We start from the raw sequence: 20,436 nt of genomic DNA, 5'->3' as shown, positions 1-20,436 counted from the left end.
CACGGTTCGTCGTTACAAACAGCGCGGGGAACCATACCAAAAAGAGAAAATATCACATTCTTATTTTTAACCTTTAATAGGACCGTAATTAATTGTGTGCCGCCGTATTGCCTAAAGGGAAGCTGTAAACATAAGGAGAAAAAAGGATCGGCCGGTTTTGACCTATTTTAGCGGAGTAATTTCTGCCAATAGTTCATAGGAATGAAGGCGGGCCTTATGATCGTAGACCTGGGCGATTGCCATGATTTCATCGGCTTGACTTTCTTCCAGAAACTTTTCCAGCTTTTCTTTTACGATTCGAGGACTGCCGACAATCGAAGTTCCTAATTGATTCTGAAGGGCAGCGATTTCATTGCCGCTCGCTATTTCATTCATATTGTCCACTGGCGGCTGCAAGGGGACTTCCTTCCCGCGCATCAAATTCAAGAACTGCTGCTGCAATGTTGTAGCGAGCCGTTCAGCTTCTTGATCCGTGTCGGCCGCAATGATGTTTAGCCCTACCATTGCATGCGGCTTGTCCAGTACTTTAGAAGGCTTGAACGAACGGCGGTACAGCTGGATAGCCGGCAGTGTGTTATGCGGGGAGAAATGGCTCGCAAATGCAAACGGCAGTCCAAGCTCTCCTGCCAGCTGGGCGCTGAATCCGCTTGAACCCAACAGCCAGACAGGTATGTTTAATCCCTCACCCGGAATTGCTTTGACATGACTATATTGTGCCGGGGAAGGGTCAAAGTAATTCCGGAGCTCGGCCAGCTGCTCAGGAAAATCATCGCCTGAACTTCTCAAGTCGCGTCTTAATGCACGTGCGGTAAGCTGATCAGTGCCTGGCGCACGGCCCAAGCCAAGATCAATACGTCCTGGATATAAGGATTCCAGAGTACCGAATTGCTCAGCAATAACAAGAGGTGCATGATTCGGCAGCATAATGCCGCCTGAACCTACCCGGATTTTTGATGTTCCTGCGGCAACATGGGAAATGACTACCGATGTTGCAGAGCTGGCGATAAATGGCATATTGTGATGCTCAGCGAGCCAGTATCGGTTATACCCCAGCTTTTCGGCGAGGCGGGCCAGCTCCAAAGTATGGCGAAAGGAATCAGCCGGCGTACTTCCATCTGCAATTGGAGACAGATCCAGGACCGAGAATGGAATATCCGTAAGTTGTTTTCTATTATTTTCAGGCATATGCTCATCTTCTTTCTTGTCTTCTTTTACTGTTCAATCTAAATCACATGAACTCAACTGAATTAATATCTGCAGAAAATACATCCTTTATTAAACCAGACCCTGTTTAATTTACGGCAGCCTGAGCCAAAATTTCATAAGAGCGCAGCCGTGCCTTATGATCAAAAATCTCTGTATGAGCCATGATTTCATCAGCGCCAGTCTGTTCTATCAACTCATGGAGCTGCTGCTTCACACCTGCAGGGTCCCCGATGATGGAGGTGAATAGCTGTTCTTCAACAGCCCTGCGTTCATTATCGTTCCAAAGCTCGTCCATATGATCAACAGGAGGCAAGATGGGCGAGGGCTGTCCGCGGGTCAACAAAAGAAATTTTTGATACATCGAAGTGGCAAGCCTTTGTGCCTCCTGTTTCTCATCAGCAGCCACCGCTTGAACGGCTAACAGTACATAAGGCTCTTCCAAAAATGGAGACGGACGGAAAGAATCACGGTACAGTTGGATGGCCTCCATCATGTTGCCTGGAGCAAAATGTCCCGCGAAAGAGAAAGGCAACCCGAGTAATCCAGCCAATTGGGCACTATAGGACCCGGAACCTAACAGCCAAATCGGCACATTTGTTTTTTCGCCGGGAATGGCGTGAAAGCGAAAGGAACCATCCTTAGTGGCTGTTCCTGTACCATAAAGATAAGCGATAAGCTCATGGAGCTTGGCGTCAAAATCAGGTTCACCAGCAACCCGCTGCCGCAATACATTTGCGGTATATGGGTCGGTGCCGGGTGCCCGCCCCAATCCAAGGTCGATCCGGCCGGGGAAGAAGGTTTCCAATGTTCCAAATTGCTCCGCCACGGAAAGAGGGGAATAATGGGAAAGCAGCATTGCGCCTGACCCAATACGCATTTTTTCCGTGACAGAGGCTACTCGTCCAATGACAATCGGGGATGCTGAGCTCGCCATTCCTGCCCAGTTATGATGTTCAGCAAGCCAAAACCGTTTATATCCCCATTGTTCTGTTTTCTTTGCGAGATCAAGCGTGTTTTGAAGGGAAAGCTCGGCTGATCCTCCCTCGACAATTGGGGAGGGATCGAGTACGGAAAGGTCTATTTTCTTTGTCATACATTTTTCTCCTTCTATACAATCAACTTCTTAAAGCTGGCCGGTACCTTTATGGGTTGGAAAGTAGGGTAAAACAAATTCTCCAAGCTCCTGAATGACTTCCTCTGGAGGGCGTTTGGAAAAATACAGAACAAACGCCAAATGGTTGACGCCAATCGTTTGAAACTGATGAAGCAGATCGACCAAACGGTTTCTTCCCACGGAATAGCCTAAAGGTATGGGAACAGGCATTTCATCGGGATTTTCCGATAAATCGATGAATAAGCTTTGAGAGAAGGGTTTAAACTCTCCTGGAGCATAACCATCAGTTAAAGCACGATAATCCTGGATAAGCTGAGCCTGTTCATTCATGCTGCGCGGGTATTGAAGCCACCCATCCCCATTCCTGGCAATCCAATTGATGGACTGATTGCTGAATCCCGTCACCATGGTCGGAATCGAAGATACAGGCTTTGGGATTAACCTCATATCTGTACCATCGATCAGCCCGGCGCGGCTGTGGATTGTCGGCTGATCCTCTTTCAACAGCCGGTCGAGAATTTCGAAATTTTCTTTAAATAACGGACCGCTTTCCTGCTTAGATATCCCTAAAGCGGTAAAGTCTTTTTCCCTGTCCCCTGAGGCCACTCCCATAATCAATCGACCTGGGAACAATTGATCGATCGATGCCGCTTCCTTGGCTACCCTGACGGGGTGGCGCAAAGGGAGAACCACACTTCCTGTCACTAACGCAATGTGCTTCGTATATGCAGCAAGATAGGTCAAATAAATCCATAAATCGTACTTTTGGCCGTTATCATCAATATTCAAATTCTGTATCGTAATATCGCGGAGCCATAATGAAGCAAAGCCATATTCCTCCATTTTACGGGCAAGCTCCAGCTGATTCTCCATAATCGGATTTTTAGACATCCTGGCAGTCGGGAGGATAAATCCGAGTGTCATTTTGCCTTTCCGGTACATGCTGTTATAGGCGCGATGATGTTGAAAACTCACCCTTGGTCCTCCTTAAAAGGTCATATTTTCAAGCCTATATACTTTTCAAACTGTTTGATGGTTTCCTCATTGCGTCGATAATAAGTCCATTGTCCGATTCGTTTCATTTCCACCAGACCGCTTTGCAACAGGATAGATAAATACTGGGAGGTGGTGGACTGCGACAGTCCTACTTTGCTGTGAATATCACTCACACAAACCCCGCCATCAAAGCCTTTTTCTTTGATAACATGGGCCTGAGTGGAAAAATGATGATCAGGTTCTTTCAACATTTGCAGAATATTTACTCTTATTTGATTGGACAGAGCCTTGAAAATTTCAACTGCCTGTTCGTCAGTTATCATCGTTGATTCCCGATTCAACGGCGTCCTCCCCTTTCTGAGCTTATTGAAATCCATTTTGATTGGAATGAGTAAGGACTAATCGAGCAAAAGGATATTGATAATTCTCGATATATAAATATTACTTTACTTTGTATCCAAAATCAATTGGTATGCTTTTAACAGGGGTGGAAATCGTTGGTCCAGCAATGGATTGAATCTCATGCCCACGTATTTATTGCTATTCAACTTGTTCTTTATTGGAAATATCGGTGGTAACCTGGAACACCTTGATTCCATACGACTTCCCTAAAAATTCTGAAGGCTCGCCAAATCGGCAGCGCGAAGATTCAGCCTTCTTTCGCAAGCGTAATGGAAGCGGCTTAAAGGTTGATACCGTACTTGTTAGGTCATGAACTTGGCAATCTGATAAGATTGAATCAAGGTAAAACGTATAAAAAAGGATCTAGGAATATGATTAGGAGAGGAAGGGAACGGCTATTGAGCGAATTCAAAAACAGGAGTAAGGTTCTAACCTTGATTGCGATTTTGGCGCTGGCGAGCTCAATATGTCTTCTTTATTTTAAAAGAGTGATGATGAAGGCTCTCCCTCCAGGAACAAATTAACCACGCATTCCAGGGTCAATTATATCGGGTGAGCGAATGCTTCGGAGTTGAGTTAGACGATTCCGCAAATACCCGGTGTATAGCTGCTGTCGCCGCTGCTTCTTCTATACCGGATTCCATTACGACATTTAAAAACAGCGAAGGTATAACGTATGGCTTCACCATGAATCAGGTTTATCAGGCTATGTTAATTTCAAAAAATCGCTTGGGTAGTTCGGAATGCATTGAAGTCATTTTGAAGCTTCAGAAAAGGAAGAGGATGATGTGAACAAAACCGAACGGATGTTGGCCATCGTCATTGAGCTGCAGCGGAAAGGCGTGCTGTGAGCCGAGGATTTGGCTGCCAAGTTCGAGACGAGCATCCGCACGATTTACCGTGACGTTCAAGCGCTAAGCGAAGCGGGCGTTCCGGTGGCGGGTGCGCCGGGGGTAGGCTACTCCTTGATGGAGGGCTACTTTCTCCCACCTGTCGGCTTCACGGCGGAGGAAGCGGTGGCGCTGCTCATCGGGGCGGATTTCGTCCGAATAAGGCTAGACGCCGAGTACGGCGCGAAGGCCCGCAGTTCGCAGGAGAAGATCGAGGCGATTTTACCGGAGAACGTACGCGAAGAGACCGAGCGGATCCGATCGGCGATTCGGCTGCTGAACGAAAGAGGGGGGAAAACGCGCGGGCAGGAAAAAGAGACGTTCGAACAGTTGCGCCAAGCGATTCTGGGGAAGCGCAGGGTTCGTTTCCGCTACTCCAAAAACCTGCCGGATTCGGACGGATATCGTCATGGCGAGCGAACGGTTGATCCTTACGGGCTCGTATTTTCCCAAGGGGTGTGGATGCTTGTTGCGTTCTGCGGGCTGAGGCACGCCATCCGGCACTTTCGGCTGTCTCGCATGAACGAGCTTGCCTTACTGGAAGATTCGTTCCTGCTCGTTCCGGGTTTTCGCTTTCAGGATCACCGGCCTATAGATGATCGGAATGTGACCGTCCACATGTTGGTCGACGAGGCCATTGCGGACCGGGTTCAGGAATCGGACAATTTCTATATGGAGTCGTTCGAGCCGGGGGAAGAAGGCTGGCAGGCGACGTTCCGCGTCCGGCGGGTGGAGGATCTCCTTCAATGGACGCTCGGATGGGGGGCCGCGGTGCGTGTGCTGGAGCCGGAATCGCTGCGGAAACGGGTACGCGAGGAAATCAAAAAAATGCTTGAACGCTACTGACAAACTGCTGTCAGTAGCGTTTTTGTATGCTGGATTCAGCTTAAGCAAAAGGAGCTGGGTCCGGCAATGGATACGAAAGAAACGTTGCATAAATTCGAGGAGACGGTCCGTGGATATATTCGAGAGCTGGATGGCTCCAATTTTGATCAGTTGCTTTGGAAGCCGGCGGAGGACGAATGGTCGCTTGGTCAGATGTACATGCATTTAATTCGTTCCGCGCAGTTGATGCAGTTGAGGAACGCCGCATTGTGCCTTGAACCGGGCGGCAGTCCGGAAATCTCCCAGGCGGGAAAGACGAAGCCGGGTGAGGAGCTGTTCAAGACGGGGAGTTTCCCGCCGGATCGGATCCGAGTTCCCCCGTCCCCTCAATACACGCCGCCGCAACCGGAAAGCAAGGAACAACTTGTCGACGGATTGCGGGATACGGTACGTCGGATGGTCGAGATTGAAGCGAAAATTGCGTCGGAGTTTGATCCGGTTACCCAAGCGCGATTAGAACCGGGTAAGGAAATCGTTCGAAATACGGTTCTCCATCCGCGATTAGGGGGATTGAACGCGCTGGAATGGTTCAGACTGATCGAGATGCACTATCGCCATCATTTGCTCCAGAAGATGCGTCTGGACGACGCTTGGAAGCAGGCGCATGGGTGAGCCTGGGCCGGCAAGCGGAACGCCCTCTTATTGGATAGGCGTCGTCTCGGCGTCGCATGTGCAGCGGGGGGTTAGTGGCGGCTTCGCCCAGATGTGCCACGGAAAATCCTTGCCTTACCGCCGGAACATCGAATATATTCCCTGCCGGGAGGCGAGAATCGAATGTCAACGAGATCAGGAAGATTTTGTAACCGAAAGAGAAACTCTTGACGGGAATTCATCTGGAAGATTTGAAAATCGTTCGCCCAATTATTGCCTCAAGGCAATTTGCTATTGCTGCGGCTCATTAAGCTGAACACGGCGAAATTTAGATTCTGTTCCTGGCGCGGAATGAGGACCTAATTGAACGGAAAGCAGCGTGCTGCCAACATGGGCCGTGCCTTCTTCGACGCCGATGTCGCAATCATGATGACCGCCGGTGACCCCGGCTCATCACGACATCAGCGTCTGGTTGCATCACGTTCCGCGGCAAGCAGAAGAGTTCCAGGGCCTATTCCATTGGGACGCTTGCGTAGGAGCGCTGTCCGTCAAGGCCTGCCGCTGAACCGCTGGAGCGCTTCCTCGGTAACGGGGGCGAATAGGTTGACGAGGTTGCCGTCGGGGTCGCGAAGCAGAGCAGAGCGGTTCCCCCATGGCATTGTGGTCGGTGCCTGCACCCACTCGTCGACAAGCGGCTTCAAGCGCGCGTACTCGGCATCGACGTCGTGGACGCGAAACTCGATGATGACGGTGTGGTTGTCGGCCGCGCGCGCGGAACCGGCGCCGAACAGCGGTACCGTCTGGGAGTGGCCGATCGCCAGCGTACACGATGGCAGAACGAACTCAGCAAAGACAGGCGCGGGGCGCATCGCCGAAATTCCTGTGACTTTCTCATAGAACGCGACAAGCCGATCCAAGTCGTCGGTAATGATGCGTACAGAAGCCAAATTCATGAGAAATCAACCTTTCCTAATGGAATGTAACGCTACGATACGGTATCGTATCATATTGATCTAAAAAATACAAGTGAACGGCAAAATCGTCTCTGGGCGCTGGCGCGGTCACAGTCCCGGCGGCAAGGATGCCGCCATGGTATAATGGGAAGAATCGGTTCTGTTAAGGCAACGAATCTCTGTTTAAGTCCATTTATGTTGGAGGGAAGATGGTGACAACGTCCAAGAAGTCTGAACGAGTGCCGTCGGCCAAGGTGAATGGACGCGTCGAGCGTTCGCGCTATACCGTCCTGACCACTGCGTTTGAACTGCTCAGCGAAGGCGGTGTGGCCAGCTTCACCGTCGACGAGGTGTCGCGTCGTTCCGGGGTCGCGAAGACGACCATCTACCGCCACTGGCCGACGCGGGAAGCCCTGGTGATCGACGCCTGTTCACGGATGATTGCCGAGCAGGAAGTACCCGACACCGGCACGCTCGAAGGCGACGTCACAGCTATCCTGGAGGAAATCGCGCACCTGCTGCCGACGGCGAACTGGTCCTTTGTCCTGCCGTCAATCGTCGACACCGCCGAGCGTAATCCGGAGTTCGCGGAAATCCACAGTCGGATTCAACGCGGACACGCTGCACCCCTGCGAGAAGTTCTGCAGCGCGCGGTAGACAGGGGCGAGCTGTCGGCCGATGCCGACATGTCAACGATCGTCGCGGCCCTGCTGGGGCCGCTCTTCTACCGCCGCTGGTTCTCGCGCGAACCGATCGACGTCCCGTTCGTAAAGGCGATCATCAAGCGCGTACTCGCTTCACTATAGGACGAGACGCCTATCGCTGCTTGGCCCGCCATCGATGGCGGACCAACGAATATCTGGTTTGAGCGCCCACATGCTTCGGCATCCCGGCGCAACGCGATCGAGTCCTCGAAAAAAGGACCTCAGTCTCCACGTTACAGTGGAAGTTGAGGTCCTTTTTGGTGAAAAAGGAGATGCTTCCTCTTTCACGGGAATGCGTTTGGGAAAGCACTCTTTACATACTTTGTTTAGCGATGTGAAATCAAGCCGTTTCAATATGTCCTGACCTTTAAATTTCGCTCTATAGATGTTAGGGGCATTTTTTTCATTATCAGCATATGTTCACGATTTAATCATCATGATCAAAGGAATTGCCTCGGTTTTGTCGAAACAGGTTGGATGATGATGACAAAACGAAAAGCGGTCCTGATTACAGGGTCATTCTTTATCACCTTAATCCTGATTCGAATCATCTGGGCTTTTCTTCAGGCGTCGCCGGATCACCCTCGTGCGGTTCGGGGCGAGTTGGATTTGCGCGGCTTCGACTTCACCAAGGATCGCACGGTTACATTAGATGGAGGGTGGGAGTTCTATCCAGGCAAGCTTGTAATGCAAAGCGACTCCAGCACAATCTCATCCGGAGAGGGGAGGTTGTTCATTCAAGTTCCCGGAAAGTGGGACTCGTCTATATCTTCGCATAATTCCCCATATGGCTATGGCTCCTATCGTTTGCGCGTCATGGTCAACCCGGATAAAGAACTAACCTATGGCGTCCGCGTTTCGAATGTGCGTACTTCGTCCGAACTATATGTGAACGATCGTCTTTTGGCAAGAGAGGGGCAGCCGGCAAAAATCAAACATCAGTATACAGCCCGAAGCTTGCCATATACCGCCACTTTCAAGGCGGATACAGGCGAAATCGATATTGTCATACAAGTTGCGAATTATGACAACAGTTTACAAGGCGGTTTGGTAGGATCGATCAAGTTTGGCAGTGAGCATGCGGTGGACAAAGAAGTAGGGTTTTCCATCAACATGCAGGTAGTCGTATGTGTCGTTCTGTTGATTCATGCCTTGTATGCGCTAATTCTGTATCTGATCGGCACCCGACAAAAGACTTTGATCTATTTCTTCATGCTCGTTATTAGTGCCGTTGTCATGACACTGCTCGACGATGATAAGCTTTTGCTCGTTTGGCTGCCGGCCATCAACTACGAGTGGTCTATTAAACTCGTTCTTCTGTCCTTTATTGGAGTAGGCGCCTTCCTGCTGCAATTTGCCAAAAGCCTCTTTCCGGAGCATGCGCAAAACAGAGTGTTTCGCTGGTTTCTCGTGCTCTGTGTGATTGCGGCGCTGCTGATTGTGTTTTTGCCAGCCAGGTACGGGCTGAGCGCATTAGCTGTGTACTATACCCTAGATTTGCTCGCTTGCTTGTACTTTCTGATGTTGTCGCTGCGTACGGCTCTGAAGAGCGATAAAAACGCCATTTATCTGGTCATCGGTCTAATCAGTGTTTTGACTAATATCATTGGTGGTTATCTTAAGGGTCTGCTCGACATGGGTTATTACCCGATCGACCTGATCGTTGCGTTCCTCGCTTTTGCGTCTTTCTGGTTCAAACGCTATTTCCATAATTCCAACCAAACGGTGAAGCTCGCCGAGAAGCTGCAGAAAGCGGACAAGCTGAAAGACGATTTCCTGGCCAACACGTCCCATGAATTGCGGAATCCGCTGCATGGAATTCTTAACATCGCCCAGACCGTTCTGGATACCGGAATTAAAGATCAGGACGACAAAAACAAAGAGAACATGAAGCTGCTTATTTCCGTAGGCAAGCGGATGTCATACATGCTCAACGATTTGCTGGACATGACGCGGCTTCAGGAGAATGGCATCTCCTTGCACATAGAGAGTGTCCGCGTTCAGGGAGTCGCATCCGGTGTGACCGATATGCTTCGTTTCATGACGGAAGGCAAGCCGATTCGCATCGTCAACGACATTCCGGCCAACTTTCCCAGTGTCATGGCCGATGAAAACCGGCTTACGCAAATTTTGTTCAACTTGCTTCACAATGCGGTGAAATATACAGATCAAGGACATATCACAATAAAGGCCGAGGTCAAGGACGGCAAGGTGAACATCGTCGTCGCCGACACCGGGATCGGGATAGATCTGGAAACGCAGCAGAGGATGTTTGCGCCCTACGAGCAGGGGGACTCTGGCATAACGGCGATTGGAGGCGGGCTCGGGCTCGGGCTAAGCATATGCAAAAAACTGGTGGAGCTGCACGGAAGCACATTGCAGGTCGACTCTACTCCGGGCCAAGGTTCAGTATTTAGCTTCATGCTGCCGTTATCGGATGCTTCCTTCAGGCAATTCGATCCGGAAGCGATTGCTCCGGGATCGGCCATGTATGCAGAAGCGGCTGTTGCTGCTGCCTCTGAACCTTGCGGCGATTATACCGGACTTGAGTCGGTAACCGATTCGGACCGGCCAAACATTCTGGTCATAGACGATGATGCGGTCAATTTAAAGATATTGAGCCATCTTCTTGTTTCGGAAAAGTATACTGTCGTCACAGCTGCAAGCGGACGTGAAGCACTTGCCGTTCTGGATACCAGAGAATGGGACTTGATCATTGCCGACATTATGATGCCGCATATGTCTGGATATGAATTTTCCCGCTTTATTCGTGAGCGCTTTTCCGTTTCGGAGCTCCCCATTCTGCTCTTGACCGCCCGGAGCAGACCGGAAGATATAGAGATGGGATTTTTGCATGGCGCCAACGATTATGTGACGAAGCCTGTTGATGCGATGGAATTGAAGTCCAGGGTACGGGCATTGACTGGATTGAAGCAATCCGTGCGGGAAAGGCTGCGCATGGAAGCGGCATGGCTTCAGGCGCAAATCCAACCGCATTTTTTGTACAACACGCTCAATTCGATAGCTGCTCTCAGCGAAATCGATCATGATAAAATGAGCGCGTTGCTTGAGGCATTCGGCCATTACTTGCGGGCAAGCTTTGATTTTCGGAACTTGCAGAGGTTCGTTCCGCTTGATCATGAGCTTGGTCTTGTCCGCTCCTATTTGTATATCGAAAAGGAACGATTTGAGGACAGATTAACCATTCGCTGGGAGGCCGACTCAGGGCTTCATTTGTTGGTCCCCCCGCTCTGCATCCAGCCTCTAGTCGAAAACGCAATACGACACGGCCTTCTGAGTCGCGATGAAGGCGGAGAAATTCATATCCGAATTACCCAAGAAGAACATGAGGCGGAAATTTCGGTTGCGGATAACGGGATAGGAATGGATGAGGAAACAGTGAAGCGCGTCCTGGACAGTCGGTTGGAAGGAAGGGCGGGAGTCGGCTTGTTCAATACGGATCGGCGACTGAAACAAATATACGGCACAGGATTGCAAATCCGGAGTGTCCCCAATCAAGGCACTATTGTCCGTTTTATTGTGCCGAAAATCAGGGGAAAGAAAGGCTAAGCCTAAATTCGTGAAGACAATGCGGAATCATTTGGATTTGATCAGTCCCTGCACCGCTCTTTTATCAGATTCTTTCCATTGTGCATACCATTCCAATATGCCGGGGCCGGGATCGGCCTCTGCTTCTTGTTTCAAGATTTGAACCATAAATTCATACTGTTTAGTAACGGAAACCGTGTCATTCAGCCGAGCATATATATTCATTAGCGCCAGGTAACTATCTTCATTCAGGGGATCCTTCTTTTGTATTTGATGATAAACTCCCAGCGCTTCGATATTCATGTCATGAGAACAATAGAATTGCCCCAGCTGCCGAGCATGCTGCAGCCAAAGTGCCTTGAGCCGTTGGCGTTCGCTCTCCGCCCACGCATAATTATCCTCATCATAAAAATTAGCGCGATACATATCGGCCAATCGCTGATGTTCAGGGGCTAGTTCAATTGAAACAGGGCTTAACCTGCGAAGCTCTTGCTCCCATTCTTCCGCATCAATTCGCAGCTGACTCGAATCAAGGACATATCCGTATTGAGAATATCGGATGGTGACATAGCCTTCTCCGGCTGTATCCTTCCATACGCTTCGAATCCGATTAATACTCGTCTGCAGGTTGGCGAGCCCTTTTCGTTCATCCATTTCGGGCCAAAATAATTCCAGCAATATATTCTTGCTAATGACTTTTCCGCGATGATGCAACAAGTAGGCAAACAACTCTTTCGCTTTCGTCGTTCTCCACTTCAAAAACTCCAGTTCCCCGTTTGGCTTCCGGATTTGCATGGCACCCAAACAATGGTACAACAATCCTTCTTCTTTCGAAGACTCCAATTTATGCTCAACAACGCGCTCCCGTAGACGCTGTATTGTTCGGCCCAAGCGTTCGCGCCTTAACGGCTTCATTAAGTAATCGGTCGCATTCAGTTCGAATGCTTCAATCGCGTATTCGTCATAGGCTGTCACATAGATGATTTTCGTGTCCGGCGAGACAGGACGTATTCTCTCTGTTGCCCTCAAACCATTCAATCCCGGCATCTGAATATCCAGAAAGACGGCGTCGGGTTTGAATTCGCCAATATGATGAATCGCTACCTCTGCCTTCGAGAAGGATCCGATTACTTGGCAATCGTGAAATTCCCCCAGCATTTTTTCCAGCCTGACTAACGCCAGCCGCTCATCGTCCACCAGCATGACTTTCATTCATACGCAGCCCCTAATTGTCGAACATTGAATCCACTCTAATGCTGTATCTATATCGGTAAAAGCTGATATCTATTTAATAAGAAAATGGTTGGATTTCGGATCCGAAATGGAGATGGGGTTCACTTCCTTCAGACCTATATTAGTTGTGGTTAGAGTTTGGTTAGATGTTTTGTCTATGATGTTGTGCATAGAAAACCGCGCATTACGGTCTCTCCGCTAGTTGTCTTGTGGCGGGGAGAGGTGATGAAGCTGTGCGACCATTTCAATAGCTTTCTTTAGGAGGAATGAACGAAAGATGAAATTGAAAAGTTCAAGAACGTTATCTTTTCTCATGGCAATCGTCATGGTATTGACGATGATGCCGTTTCACGCGTCACAAGCTAGAGCAGCGGAGACAGCCATCCTTAATCTTGGCACTCCTATTCGATTATCCGAAACAAACTATCAGCTATCAAATGCTGCCTTTGAAAGCAATGGCATCGTTAATGAAGGGGGCGGATATTTTACTGTAGCTGTAAATAATGGATCGATTGCTGTTGGAACTCTTTCAAACGGTATTACCGAGTTGACCAATGGCATAACAATCAGCGGCGTTGTTACGGACAAATCCACACCTAAAAATAGAGTGTTCAATTTTTCAAGCGGCACTGTTTATGAAGAAATTCAAGCTGTTATTCGAACGATGACATTTACACAAGATTCAGGGCAAACCCAAAGCGTCACCGTGAATGTGACGCCGGGGGCGCAATTGAGCAATGGAAAAACCTCTGTGCGCACCTACAATGGCCGTCACTTTGCATATGTGGAAAGACTGAGCACCATGACTTTTAATGATGCTGTGACGATTGCAAAAGCCAATAACGGACATCTTGTAGAGCCGACAGCCGACCATCCTGAAGAAATGCTGGCCATTGCTAGATTGTTTCAAGAGCTTAAGACTCCTTGGACAGGAGGCTGGAGCTTTGTAAGCTTCATAGGCGCCACTAAAACTACGGAGGCATCCAGCTGGAGCACTCCTGCTTATACGGAGACAAGGTATGTAACAAACGCTCAGCCAACCGGTCTTGAGCTGACGAGCAATTATGTACAAAACGGAGCTCTCATCCATCTCACACTTGTACTGGATACAAATAATACCAAAATAGGCTACGTAGCCGTAAATAATACACACGGCGGGACTAGTGCCTACAAGGATCCGGGCGTTATTGTCGAGTATAGTCCCGGTGCCATAGGCGACATCATTACAGCCCCCACGGATGTTGCAAGTTTTACGGACGGTATCAAAAGCGTAACGTCAGCTGTTTATGAAGGCTCAGGCGGAATCATTGCCACCCCTCTTGACGTAAGTACGGTAATGAGCGTCACCGATCTGGACGGTAACCCGGTTACGGGATATAAGGCATATGATCAAAACGGCGATGAAATTACGGCCGATGCATACGGGTGGTATCCAAGCAACGGAGTTCCGATCGTATTTAAGCCCTTAATGCCGGGTGGGACTTACAAAGTAGCCGCTTCGACGACATTTAATGCAAGCATTACAACTCCAAGTACGGCCGCTGAGACGAAAGCCATTACTTTGCCGACAGTAGGCGATCATAACGTTGCAGTTGGAAAAGATACGGGAAATCCCGGTAAAACAACAATTACGATAAATCCATCATCGACTTTGGCTAAATATGCTATAGCCGATGCGCAAGGCAACGTGGTAAGCGATTGGAAAACAGGTACGGATTCCGAATTGACTTTTGAAAACCTTGATCCAGCTACCGAGTATCAAATCGTGACGGTTCCTGCCGACACGACCGGCCCTCTTCCTACAACGGGCGTAAGCGGCACAAGCGTTAGAACGCCGGGATATTCGACGATGGGAGGCAGCGTGGCGATCAGCGGCACAGCCCAGGCTGGTCAAACGTTGACGGCGGATCTGTCGGGTATCACGTATACGCCGGACACGACGGAAGACGTTCCGACGTACCAGTGGTATCGGGACGGAGTCGCCATCTCGGGAGCGACGAGTGCCAGCTACGCGTTAACTGAGCCCGATATCGGCAAGCCCATTGCCGTAAAGGTTACAGCCGACGGCATGCATGCGACTGGCGCCGTGACGAGCGACGAGACAGCGCCGGTCACGAAAATGGACGGACCTGCAGCACCAAGCGCGCCGGTAGAGGCTGGCAAAACCGCAACGAGCATCTCGTTGGAGGCCGTTGAAGGTCAGGAGTACAGCCTGGACGACGGCTTGACATGGCAAGACAGCGCGACATTTGACGGGTTAACGCCGGGAACGGATTACACGTTTGTAACGCGGGTGAAAGGAACGGCCACGCAAAGCCCGTCCGCTGTCAGCGAGGCGACAACGATTCGCACTTCGGACGCTGATCTTCCGAAAATGGGAGGCGTCGTCTCCATCAGCGGGACCGCTAAATACGGCGAGACGCTGACGGCAGACTTGTCGGCGATCACATATACTTCGGGCACGACTGAAGACGTGCCGGCCTATATGTGGTATCGAGACGGAGTTGCCATTTCAGGAGCGACAAATGCGAGCTACACGTTGACTGAAGACGATATCGGCAAGGCTATTACCGTGAAGGTTATAGCTGATGGCACGCATGCGGCTGGTAGTGTAACAAGCGCAGCTACGGCATCTGTTGCAAAAATGGAAGGTCCTAAAGCACCGAGCGCGCCGGTAGAAGCCGGCAAGACTGCAACGAGCATTACATTGACAGGCATAGCCGGTCAGGAGTATAGCAAGGATGGCGGTTTGACGTGGCAAGACAGCCTGACGTTCAACGGACTGACGCCGGATACGGAGTATGCCTTTGTAACACGGGTGAAAGAGACGGCTACGCAAAACGCGTCCGCTATCAGCGAAGCAGCGCGGATTCACACGTCGGCTGCGGCATCTAACGGAAACAATGGCGGCAATAACAGCGGAAGCACACCGACGCCAACAACACCTGTACCCTCGACAACTCCGGCAACGCCAACAAATCCGGTAGAGTCCGGGATCAAAACTTCCGTGAACGACAAGGACGGCGCGTTTGCGACCGGGAAAACGTCAACTTCGGGAGACCGTACGACAACGTGGGTTCAAGTGGATCTGAACAAGCTGAACGAGACCTTGGCACAGGGCAGCGGGCAGAAGCTCGCGATTCGTTCTCCGAAGGACGGCGATGTGAAGGTAGACGGCTTGACGGCAGAAACGGTTAGGCAATTGGCCGATAAGGGCGCAAGCCTTGAGATCGGCAACCCGCTGGCCGTTTATCCGGTTCCTGGCGGAAAGATGAACCTTGATTCGGTGTCCAAGCAATTGGGGAACTCCGCATTAAGCGAAATTGCCGTTCAAATCAACATCTCCCGTTCCGCGGATACATGGATTCAGAACGCTAAGAATAAAGCGGCAGAGCAAGGCTACGAACTGCTGGTTAACCCGGTTGATCTCGACCTGACCTTCACGAATAGCGGCAAGACGGCCAGATTCGGGCAGCTGAGCGGATATGCGCCTAAGTACATCGCCCTTCCGGAAGGCATCGATCCGAACCGGATTACGACAGGCGTCGTTATCAACCCGGACGGCAGCGTTTTCCATGTGCCGACAGCGGTGACGAAGATCGATAACCGTTATTTTGCAAGGATCAATGATCTGCGCAGCAGCGGTACGTACTCGGTCATCTGGAATCCTCAGGATTTTGATGATGTACGACAACATTGGGGCAAAGAGGATGTCAACAATATTGCTGCAAGACTTGATCTTGACGGTACGGGCAGCAATACTTTCTCGCCGAACCGCAATGTTAAGCGCTCTGAATTTGCTGACATCGTTGTTTTGGGTCTGGGCTTGATGCGTCAGGATGTGCCGCAAAATATATTCCCGGATGTTGCGGATTCAGCATGGTACCGCGCTTCCGTAGCCATTGCGAATGAGTTCGGCATCGTTCGCGGCTACAACGATGGAAGCTTCTACGGCAATCGGGAAATGACCAGGGAACAAGGATTTTCGATGATTGCCCGCGCATACCGTTTGATAGATTCGGGAGCCGCGTTGAGCGATGAACAAGCAGCTGCGGCACTGGCGGGATACAAGGATGCGTCTGGCGTATCTGCTTGGGCAAAGGCAGACGTTGCTCAATTGATTGCAGCGGAAATTATCCAGGGGAATGGACCTGCGGTGTTGAGTCCGAAAGCACCAATGACGCGTGCGGAGGTCACGGCATTAATCGCAAGGATGTTGAAAATAACGAACATTATTGATAAGTAATCGTGCCAATCAAACAACCTTTGCTGACTTCGATGTCAGCAAAGGTTGTTTTTTTTGCTAAAGGCATCTCTTTTTCGCCGGAAGACAATTCTCTTAATCCGGGACGAATTGAGGTCCGGCATGACCGGGAGCCGTTGTGCTTCTCCTATGCATATGCGTCCCTTAGTGGCCTGGAGCAGAACCGATTCGCGCTTGTTGTGAGTTTTTCATTGGTATGGATTGTTAATCTTTTATTCAGCAGGTTTGATATACTAGCATAATGAGATTCATTTTCCGAGCGGTTCACCCTATGAATTCGAAGAAAATTTGTGAACTGGAGGAAATAGTATGGACCATCAACAGACTTTTGTCCGCAACAACGTTCAAGTAACAGGCAGCGGCACCCAACATTTGATTTTTGCCCATGGCTTCGGCTGCGGTCAAAACATGTGGCGGTTTGTCGCACCTGCGTTCGAAGAACAATACAAGGTAGTCCTGTTTGACTTTGTCGGATCGGGCAAGTCGGACATCCGGGCCTATAACCCGGTCCGCTACGGCGATCTGGACGGATATGCCCAGGATGTATTGGATATATGCGAGGCGCTGGAGACCCGTGACGCTATTCTCGTGGGCCATTCCGTAGGCGCCATGATCGGCATCCTCGCTTCAATCCGCAGACCCGAATATTTTGAACGACTGATATTGATTGGCCCTTCTGCCCGATATATAAACGACCTTCCCGATTATATAGGAGGGTTTGAACGCGAGGATCTGCTCGCTCTGCTGGATATGATGGACAAAAACGATCAGGGATGGGCCAGCTATCTGGCACCTGTCATTATGGGCAATCCGGGCCGCCCCCAATTGTCCGCCGAACTTGAGCGGAGCTTCTGCGCAACCGATCCGAAGGTGGCCCGGCGGTTTGCCGAAGCGACCTTTCTCTCCGATTACCGGGGGGAGCTGGGACAGGTGAAGGTGCCTTCCTTGATTCTGCAATGCGCCGAGGATGTGATCGCACCGCTGGAAGCGGGGGCTTACATCACCCATCATATGCCGGGAGGCGAATTTCAGCTCATGGATGCCACCGGCCATTGTCCGCACATGAGCCATCCCGAGGAAACGATCAGGCTGATCCAAGCCTACTTGGCATCGGCCGGGAGCGCCCGAAAAGCCGAGCTCAGACGATAGCATGGACGAACAACTGGATCGTGCACCTTGCGGATATGTGTTGATGGACGACAATCGTGACGTTCGGGAGGTCAACGCCACGCTGTGCCGATTGCTGGGATATGAGAAACAGGGAATTTGCGGAAGCAGCTTCGAATCGCTGCTGACCCGTTCCAGCCAGGTTTTTTTCCAACTATATTTCCTTCCTCTCATCAAGCTGAACCGGAGCGTCGAGGAGATGTATTTGACTTTGAAAACGAGCAGCGGCCGGGTCCTCCCTGTGCTTCTGAACGCTTCGGGCGCGGAACGGGATGGCGGATGGGTATACGATTTCATTCTAATGCCCGTATGCCGGAGGATGGATTATGAACAGCAGATTCAACAGGCCGAGAACGCTTCGCGCCAAGCCAGGGAAGAACTCGAGCGGATCGAGAAACTTCTGAAGCTGAAGCGTGATGAGCTTGCCAGGATACAGGGATCGACTCCTGTGGAATAAATGCAATACAGAAGCATCCCAAAAAAATGGCTGGACGAAAAAGCCGCCGGACTCGGTCAGAGGTCCGGCGGCTTTGATGCTTCCGGGACGGCACGGGCGTCTTGCCTGTAACAGGAACTTGAAATTTAAGCTCGAATATCTATTGCAATCGGATAGCAGAAAATTTCATGACAGAGGAGCATGATAACCATGATAAAAGGTTTTGGAGGAATATTTTGGAGAACTAAAAATCTTGAAGAAACAAAAAAATGGTACAGTGAAGTGTTGAAAATTGAGATTGAAAATTGGAATGGGACTGTGATAAAACCCCAATCAGGAAATGAGACGATCTTTTCTTTCTTCACCGAGAATGACAGCTATTTTCCAACAGAACAACAAGTGATGTTGAATTTCCAAGTATATCATCTAGACGAGACTATTGAGCATCTTGAACGTATTGGTGTACCTCTTGCAAAGAAAAAAGAGGCTAGTGAATTTGGAAAATTTATTTGGATTGAAGATCCCGACGGTCGACTTGTCGAGCTTTGGGAGAAATAACGAGTTGTCATTCATTTGCTATTGAGCTGACGGGGAAATTGCTTGATTGCGGCAGCTTCGTCCAACAGCGGCATAGCTCTTCTACTGTACCAAAGATTCCAAATCCGGCTGCAGCTTGGTCCGCAGGACATACAGCATGACGGCGCCGACAAGGAAAGCGACGGCATCCGCGATGACGAGCGACCAGACGACCCCGTGGAAGCCGTTCATTCGATTGGCGATATAGAGCACGGGAATCAGAGTGATTCCTTGAATAATGGACATAATAAACGCTGCCGTTCCTTGCGCTGTTGCTTGGAAGATTCCCGTGAACAACGTGGTCATTCCGGTAATGAACAAGGATAGGAACGTCACATGCAGAATGTAGCTGCCCATTTCAATCAATTGCGGGTCATTCGTAAACATGCCGATCAAGTGGTCGGAAATCAGATAGACGATGACGCCAAAAACGACTGCCAACGCCACAATCGCTTTGATTGTAAATCCAATGGCATGCTTCATGCGCAGTTTATTGGCTGTAAAGGTGAAGGCGATCAACGGTACGACTCCCTCGCACAGGCCCATCAGAATAAATTCGGGAAATTGCAATAAACGGGACGATACGCCATAAGCCGCTACGGCCTGATTCCCATAATCCACAAGATAATGGTTGAAGATGAGCGACATGGCTCCCAAGAAGATGCTCATGATAAAGACGGGGACTCCGATTTTGAATATATTGCCCAGAATGTCCATCGTCACCTTGAACCATTTTACGGAAATGGTTAAGAAGGAGCTCTTGTATCTGATATGAAAGGCAAAGAATACACCTGCCGCGAGGTTGGAAATGACCGTAGCGGACGCAACGCCGATCACACCCCAATGGAAGACGAAGATAACGAGCGCATCGAGAATAATATTGACGACAACACTGAGAATCATGCCGATCATCGACGTGACGGCTGCTCCTTCGGAGCGTACGATATTTTCCAGTGTGAAGAATAACACGACGAAGGGCGACCCCATAAGCATGACGGTGACATAGTCCTTTGTGAAGCCGAAGGAGTCAGGCGTCGCCCCCAGCCCATGAACGATGGGATCGATTATCGGGAGGCCGACGGCCATCACAATTAGGCCGAGAAATAGACTGCTGTAAAAGGCGAATGAGGACACATGCTTGACAACATCATATTTTTTCTCGCCCAGCAAGCGGGAGATGAACGCGCCGCTGCCTATGCCAATCAAGTTGCCCAGCGCCATAATGGCCGCGAACAACGGCAAGGTCAGCGCGAGTGCGGTCAGCATGGCCGTATGGTGGAGGGTGCCGAGGAAATAGGCATTCAGGATGGAATAGATGACACCCATCGACGTGCCGAGCATCATCGGTACGGCGAAGTGAGCGACGGCTTTTGCGATTGGCGCTTTTTCGAAGTAGTGAAGGTTTTCTGCCTCCATGGAGATCACTGCTTTCTTCCTTTATTTTTTCTTGCACTCTAACGGTGTTAGATT

General features: G+C 50.2%; 14 protein-coding genes and 2 pseudogenes. 9 read left to right on the top strand and 7 right to left on the bottom strand.

Features of this window, described 5'->3' with window-relative positions:
• Positions 1 to 162: 162 nt before the first annotated feature.
• The 4 genes from PHU01S_RS09765 to PHU01S_RS09750 form a co-directional block, all read right to left on the bottom strand.
• On the bottom strand, positions 163 to 1,185 hold the full coding sequence (locus tag PHU01S_RS09765; protein ID WP_127507392.1) for an LLM class flavin-dependent oxidoreductase: 1,023 nt from the start codon (positions 1,183 to 1,185) through the stop codon (positions 163 to 165).
• A gap of 106 nt (positions 1,186 to 1,291) precedes the next feature.
• Positions 1,292 to 2,299 (bottom strand): LLM class flavin-dependent oxidoreductase, encoded by a 1,008-nt coding sequence (locus PHU01S_RS09760; protein ID WP_127507390.1) that lies wholly within the window; start codon positions 2,297 to 2,299, stop codon positions 1,292 to 1,294.
• Positions 2,300 to 2,329: 30 nt separating this feature from the next.
• Entirely contained in the window at positions 2,330 to 3,295 is a 966-nt protein-coding gene (locus tag PHU01S_RS09755) for a TIGR03571 family LLM class oxidoreductase (protein WP_083436291.1), read from the bottom strand.
• Between the two features lie 20 nt (positions 3,296 to 3,315).
• Positions 3,316 to 3,639, bottom strand: coding sequence for an ArsR/SmtB family transcription factor (locus PHU01S_RS09750; protein WP_048745102.1), 324 nt, complete (start codon positions 3,637 to 3,639; stop codon positions 3,316 to 3,318).
• An 867-nt stretch (positions 3,640 to 4,506) separates the two neighbouring features.
• Here PHU01S_RS09750 and PHU01S_RS09745 point away from each other — a divergent pair.
• The 3 genes and pseudogenes from PHU01S_RS09745 to PHU01S_RS27125 form a co-directional block, all read left to right on the top strand.
• Positions 4,507 to 5,454: pseudogene (locus tag PHU01S_RS09745) on the top strand (helix-turn-helix transcriptional regulator).
• 66 nt (positions 5,455 to 5,520) lie between these two features.
• A complete protein-coding gene (locus tag PHU01S_RS09740; RefSeq protein WP_048745103.1) occupies positions 5,521 to 6,105 on the top strand; it encodes a DinB family protein in 585 nt (194 codons plus the stop codon).
• A pseudogene (locus PHU01S_RS27125) lies at positions 6,098 to 6,229 on the top strand (EVE domain-containing protein); the annotation flags it as partial. The gene PHU01S_RS09740 and the pseudogene PHU01S_RS27125, both read left to right, overlap by 8 nt.
• 403 nt (positions 6,230 to 6,632) lie before the next feature.
• On the opposite strand, the gene PHU01S_RS09730 reads toward PHU01S_RS27125, so the two are convergent.
• Positions 6,633 to 7,037, bottom strand: coding sequence for a VOC family protein (locus tag PHU01S_RS09730; RefSeq protein WP_127507386.1), 405 nt, complete (start codon positions 7,035 to 7,037; stop codon positions 6,633 to 6,635).
• A gap of 209 nt (positions 7,038 to 7,246) precedes the next feature.
• Here PHU01S_RS09730 and PHU01S_RS09725 point away from each other — a divergent pair, with 209 nt between their 5' ends.
• Both PHU01S_RS09725 and PHU01S_RS09720 read left to right on the top strand, forming a co-directional pair.
• On the top strand, positions 7,247 to 7,843 hold the full coding sequence (locus PHU01S_RS09725) for a TetR/AcrR family transcriptional regulator (RefSeq protein ID WP_127507384.1): 597 nt from the start codon (positions 7,247 to 7,249) through the stop codon (positions 7,841 to 7,843).
• 375 nt (positions 7,844 to 8,218) lie between these two features.
• On the top strand, positions 8,219 to 11,311 hold the full coding sequence (locus PHU01S_RS09720; protein ID WP_246029189.1) for an ATP-binding protein: 3,093 nt from the start codon (positions 8,219 to 8,221) through the stop codon (positions 11,309 to 11,311).
• A 27-nt stretch (positions 11,312 to 11,338) separates the two neighbouring features.
• On the opposite strand, the gene PHU01S_RS09715 is transcribed toward PHU01S_RS09720, so the two are convergent.
• Entirely contained in the window at positions 11,339 to 12,502 is a 1,164-nt protein-coding gene (locus PHU01S_RS09715) for a response regulator (protein ID WP_127507382.1), read from the bottom strand.
• 298 nt (positions 12,503 to 12,800) lie between these two features.
• On the opposite strand from PHU01S_RS09715, the gene PHU01S_RS09710 reads away from it, so the two are divergent.
• The 4 genes from PHU01S_RS09710 (at position 12,801) to PHU01S_RS09695 (ending at position 18,948) form a co-directional block, all read left to right on the top strand.
• On the top strand, positions 12,801 to 16,769 hold the full coding sequence (locus PHU01S_RS09710) for an S-layer homology domain-containing protein (protein ID WP_127507380.1): 3,969 nt from the start codon (positions 12,801 to 12,803) through the stop codon (positions 16,767 to 16,769).
• 327 nt (positions 16,770 to 17,096) lie between these two features.
• Positions 17,097 to 17,936, top strand: a complete 840-nt coding sequence (locus tag PHU01S_RS09705) for an alpha/beta fold hydrolase (protein WP_127507377.1) — start codon at positions 17,097 to 17,099, stop codon at positions 17,934 to 17,936.
• Position 17,937: 1 nt separating this feature from the next.
• A complete protein-coding gene (locus tag PHU01S_RS09700; RefSeq protein ID WP_127507375.1) occupies positions 17,938 to 18,411 on the top strand; it encodes a PAS domain S-box protein in 474 nt (157 codons plus the stop codon).
• A 189-nt stretch (positions 18,412 to 18,600) separates the two neighbouring features.
• A complete protein-coding gene (locus PHU01S_RS09695) occupies positions 18,601 to 18,948 on the top strand; it encodes a VOC family protein (protein WP_048745108.1) in 348 nt (115 codons plus the stop codon).
• A gap of 81 nt (positions 18,949 to 19,029) precedes the next feature.
• On the opposite strand, the gene PHU01S_RS09690 is transcribed toward PHU01S_RS09695, so the two are convergent.
• Complete coding sequence (locus tag PHU01S_RS09690) at positions 19,030 to 20,382, bottom strand: MATE family efflux transporter (protein WP_048745114.1); 1,353 nt, start codon at positions 20,380 to 20,382, stop codon at positions 19,030 to 19,032.
• Between the last annotated feature and the right edge of the window lie 54 nt (positions 20,383 to 20,436).

Source organism: Paenibacillus humicus NBRC 102415 (genome assembly GCF_004000905.1).
In the GTDB taxonomy this organism is placed as follows: Bacteria; Bacillota; Bacilli; order Paenibacillales; family Paenibacillaceae; genus Paenibacillus_O; species Paenibacillus_O humicus.
This window is presented reverse-complemented; position numbering and strand designations above follow the sequence as displayed.

What these genes read in the sequence shown, in the direction of transcription:
- PHU01S_RS09765 (WP_127507392.1), bottom strand. Translation starts at nt 1,185, where the DNA reads ATGCCTGAAAATAATAGAAAACAACTTACGGATATTCCATTCTCGGTC.
- PHU01S_RS09760 (WP_127507390.1), bottom strand. Translation starts at nt 2,299, where the DNA reads ATGACAAAGAAAATAGACCTTTCCGTACTCGATCCCTCCCCAATTGTC.
- PHU01S_RS09750 (WP_048745102.1), bottom strand. Translation starts at nt 3,639, where the DNA reads ATGATAACTGACGAACAGGCAGTTGAAATTTTCAAGGCTCTGTCCAAT.
- PHU01S_RS09740 (WP_048745103.1), top strand. Translation starts at nt 5,521, where the DNA reads ATGGATACGAAAGAAACGTTGCATAAATTCGAGGAGACGGTCCGTGGA.
- PHU01S_RS09730 (WP_127507386.1), bottom strand. Translation starts at nt 7,037, where the DNA reads ATGAATTTGGCTTCTGTACGCATCATTACCGACGACTTGGATCGGCTT.
- PHU01S_RS09725 (WP_127507384.1), top strand. Translation starts at nt 7,247, where the DNA reads ATGGTGACAACGTCCAAGAAGTCTGAACGAGTGCCGTCGGCCAAGGTG.
- PHU01S_RS09720 (WP_246029189.1), top strand. Translation starts at nt 8,219, where the DNA reads ATGATGATGACAAAACGAAAAGCGGTCCTGATTACAGGGTCATTCTTT.
- PHU01S_RS09715 (WP_127507382.1), bottom strand. Translation starts at nt 12,502, where the DNA reads ATGAAAGTCATGCTGGTGGACGATGAGCGGCTGGCGTTAGTCAGGCTG.
- PHU01S_RS09710 (WP_127507380.1), top strand. Translation starts at nt 12,801, where the DNA reads ATGAAATTGAAAAGTTCAAGAACGTTATCTTTTCTCATGGCAATCGTC.
- PHU01S_RS09705 (WP_127507377.1), top strand. Translation starts at nt 17,097, where the DNA reads ATGGACCATCAACAGACTTTTGTCCGCAACAACGTTCAAGTAACAGGC.
- PHU01S_RS09700 (WP_127507375.1), top strand. Translation starts at nt 17,938, where the DNA reads ATGGACGAACAACTGGATCGTGCACCTTGCGGATATGTGTTGATGGAC.
- PHU01S_RS09695 (WP_048745108.1), top strand. Translation starts at nt 18,601, where the DNA reads ATGATAAAAGGTTTTGGAGGAATATTTTGGAGAACTAAAAATCTTGAA.
- PHU01S_RS09690 (WP_048745114.1), bottom strand. Translation starts at nt 20,382, where the DNA reads ATGGAGGCAGAAAACCTTCACTACTTCGAAAAAGCGCCAATCGCAAAA.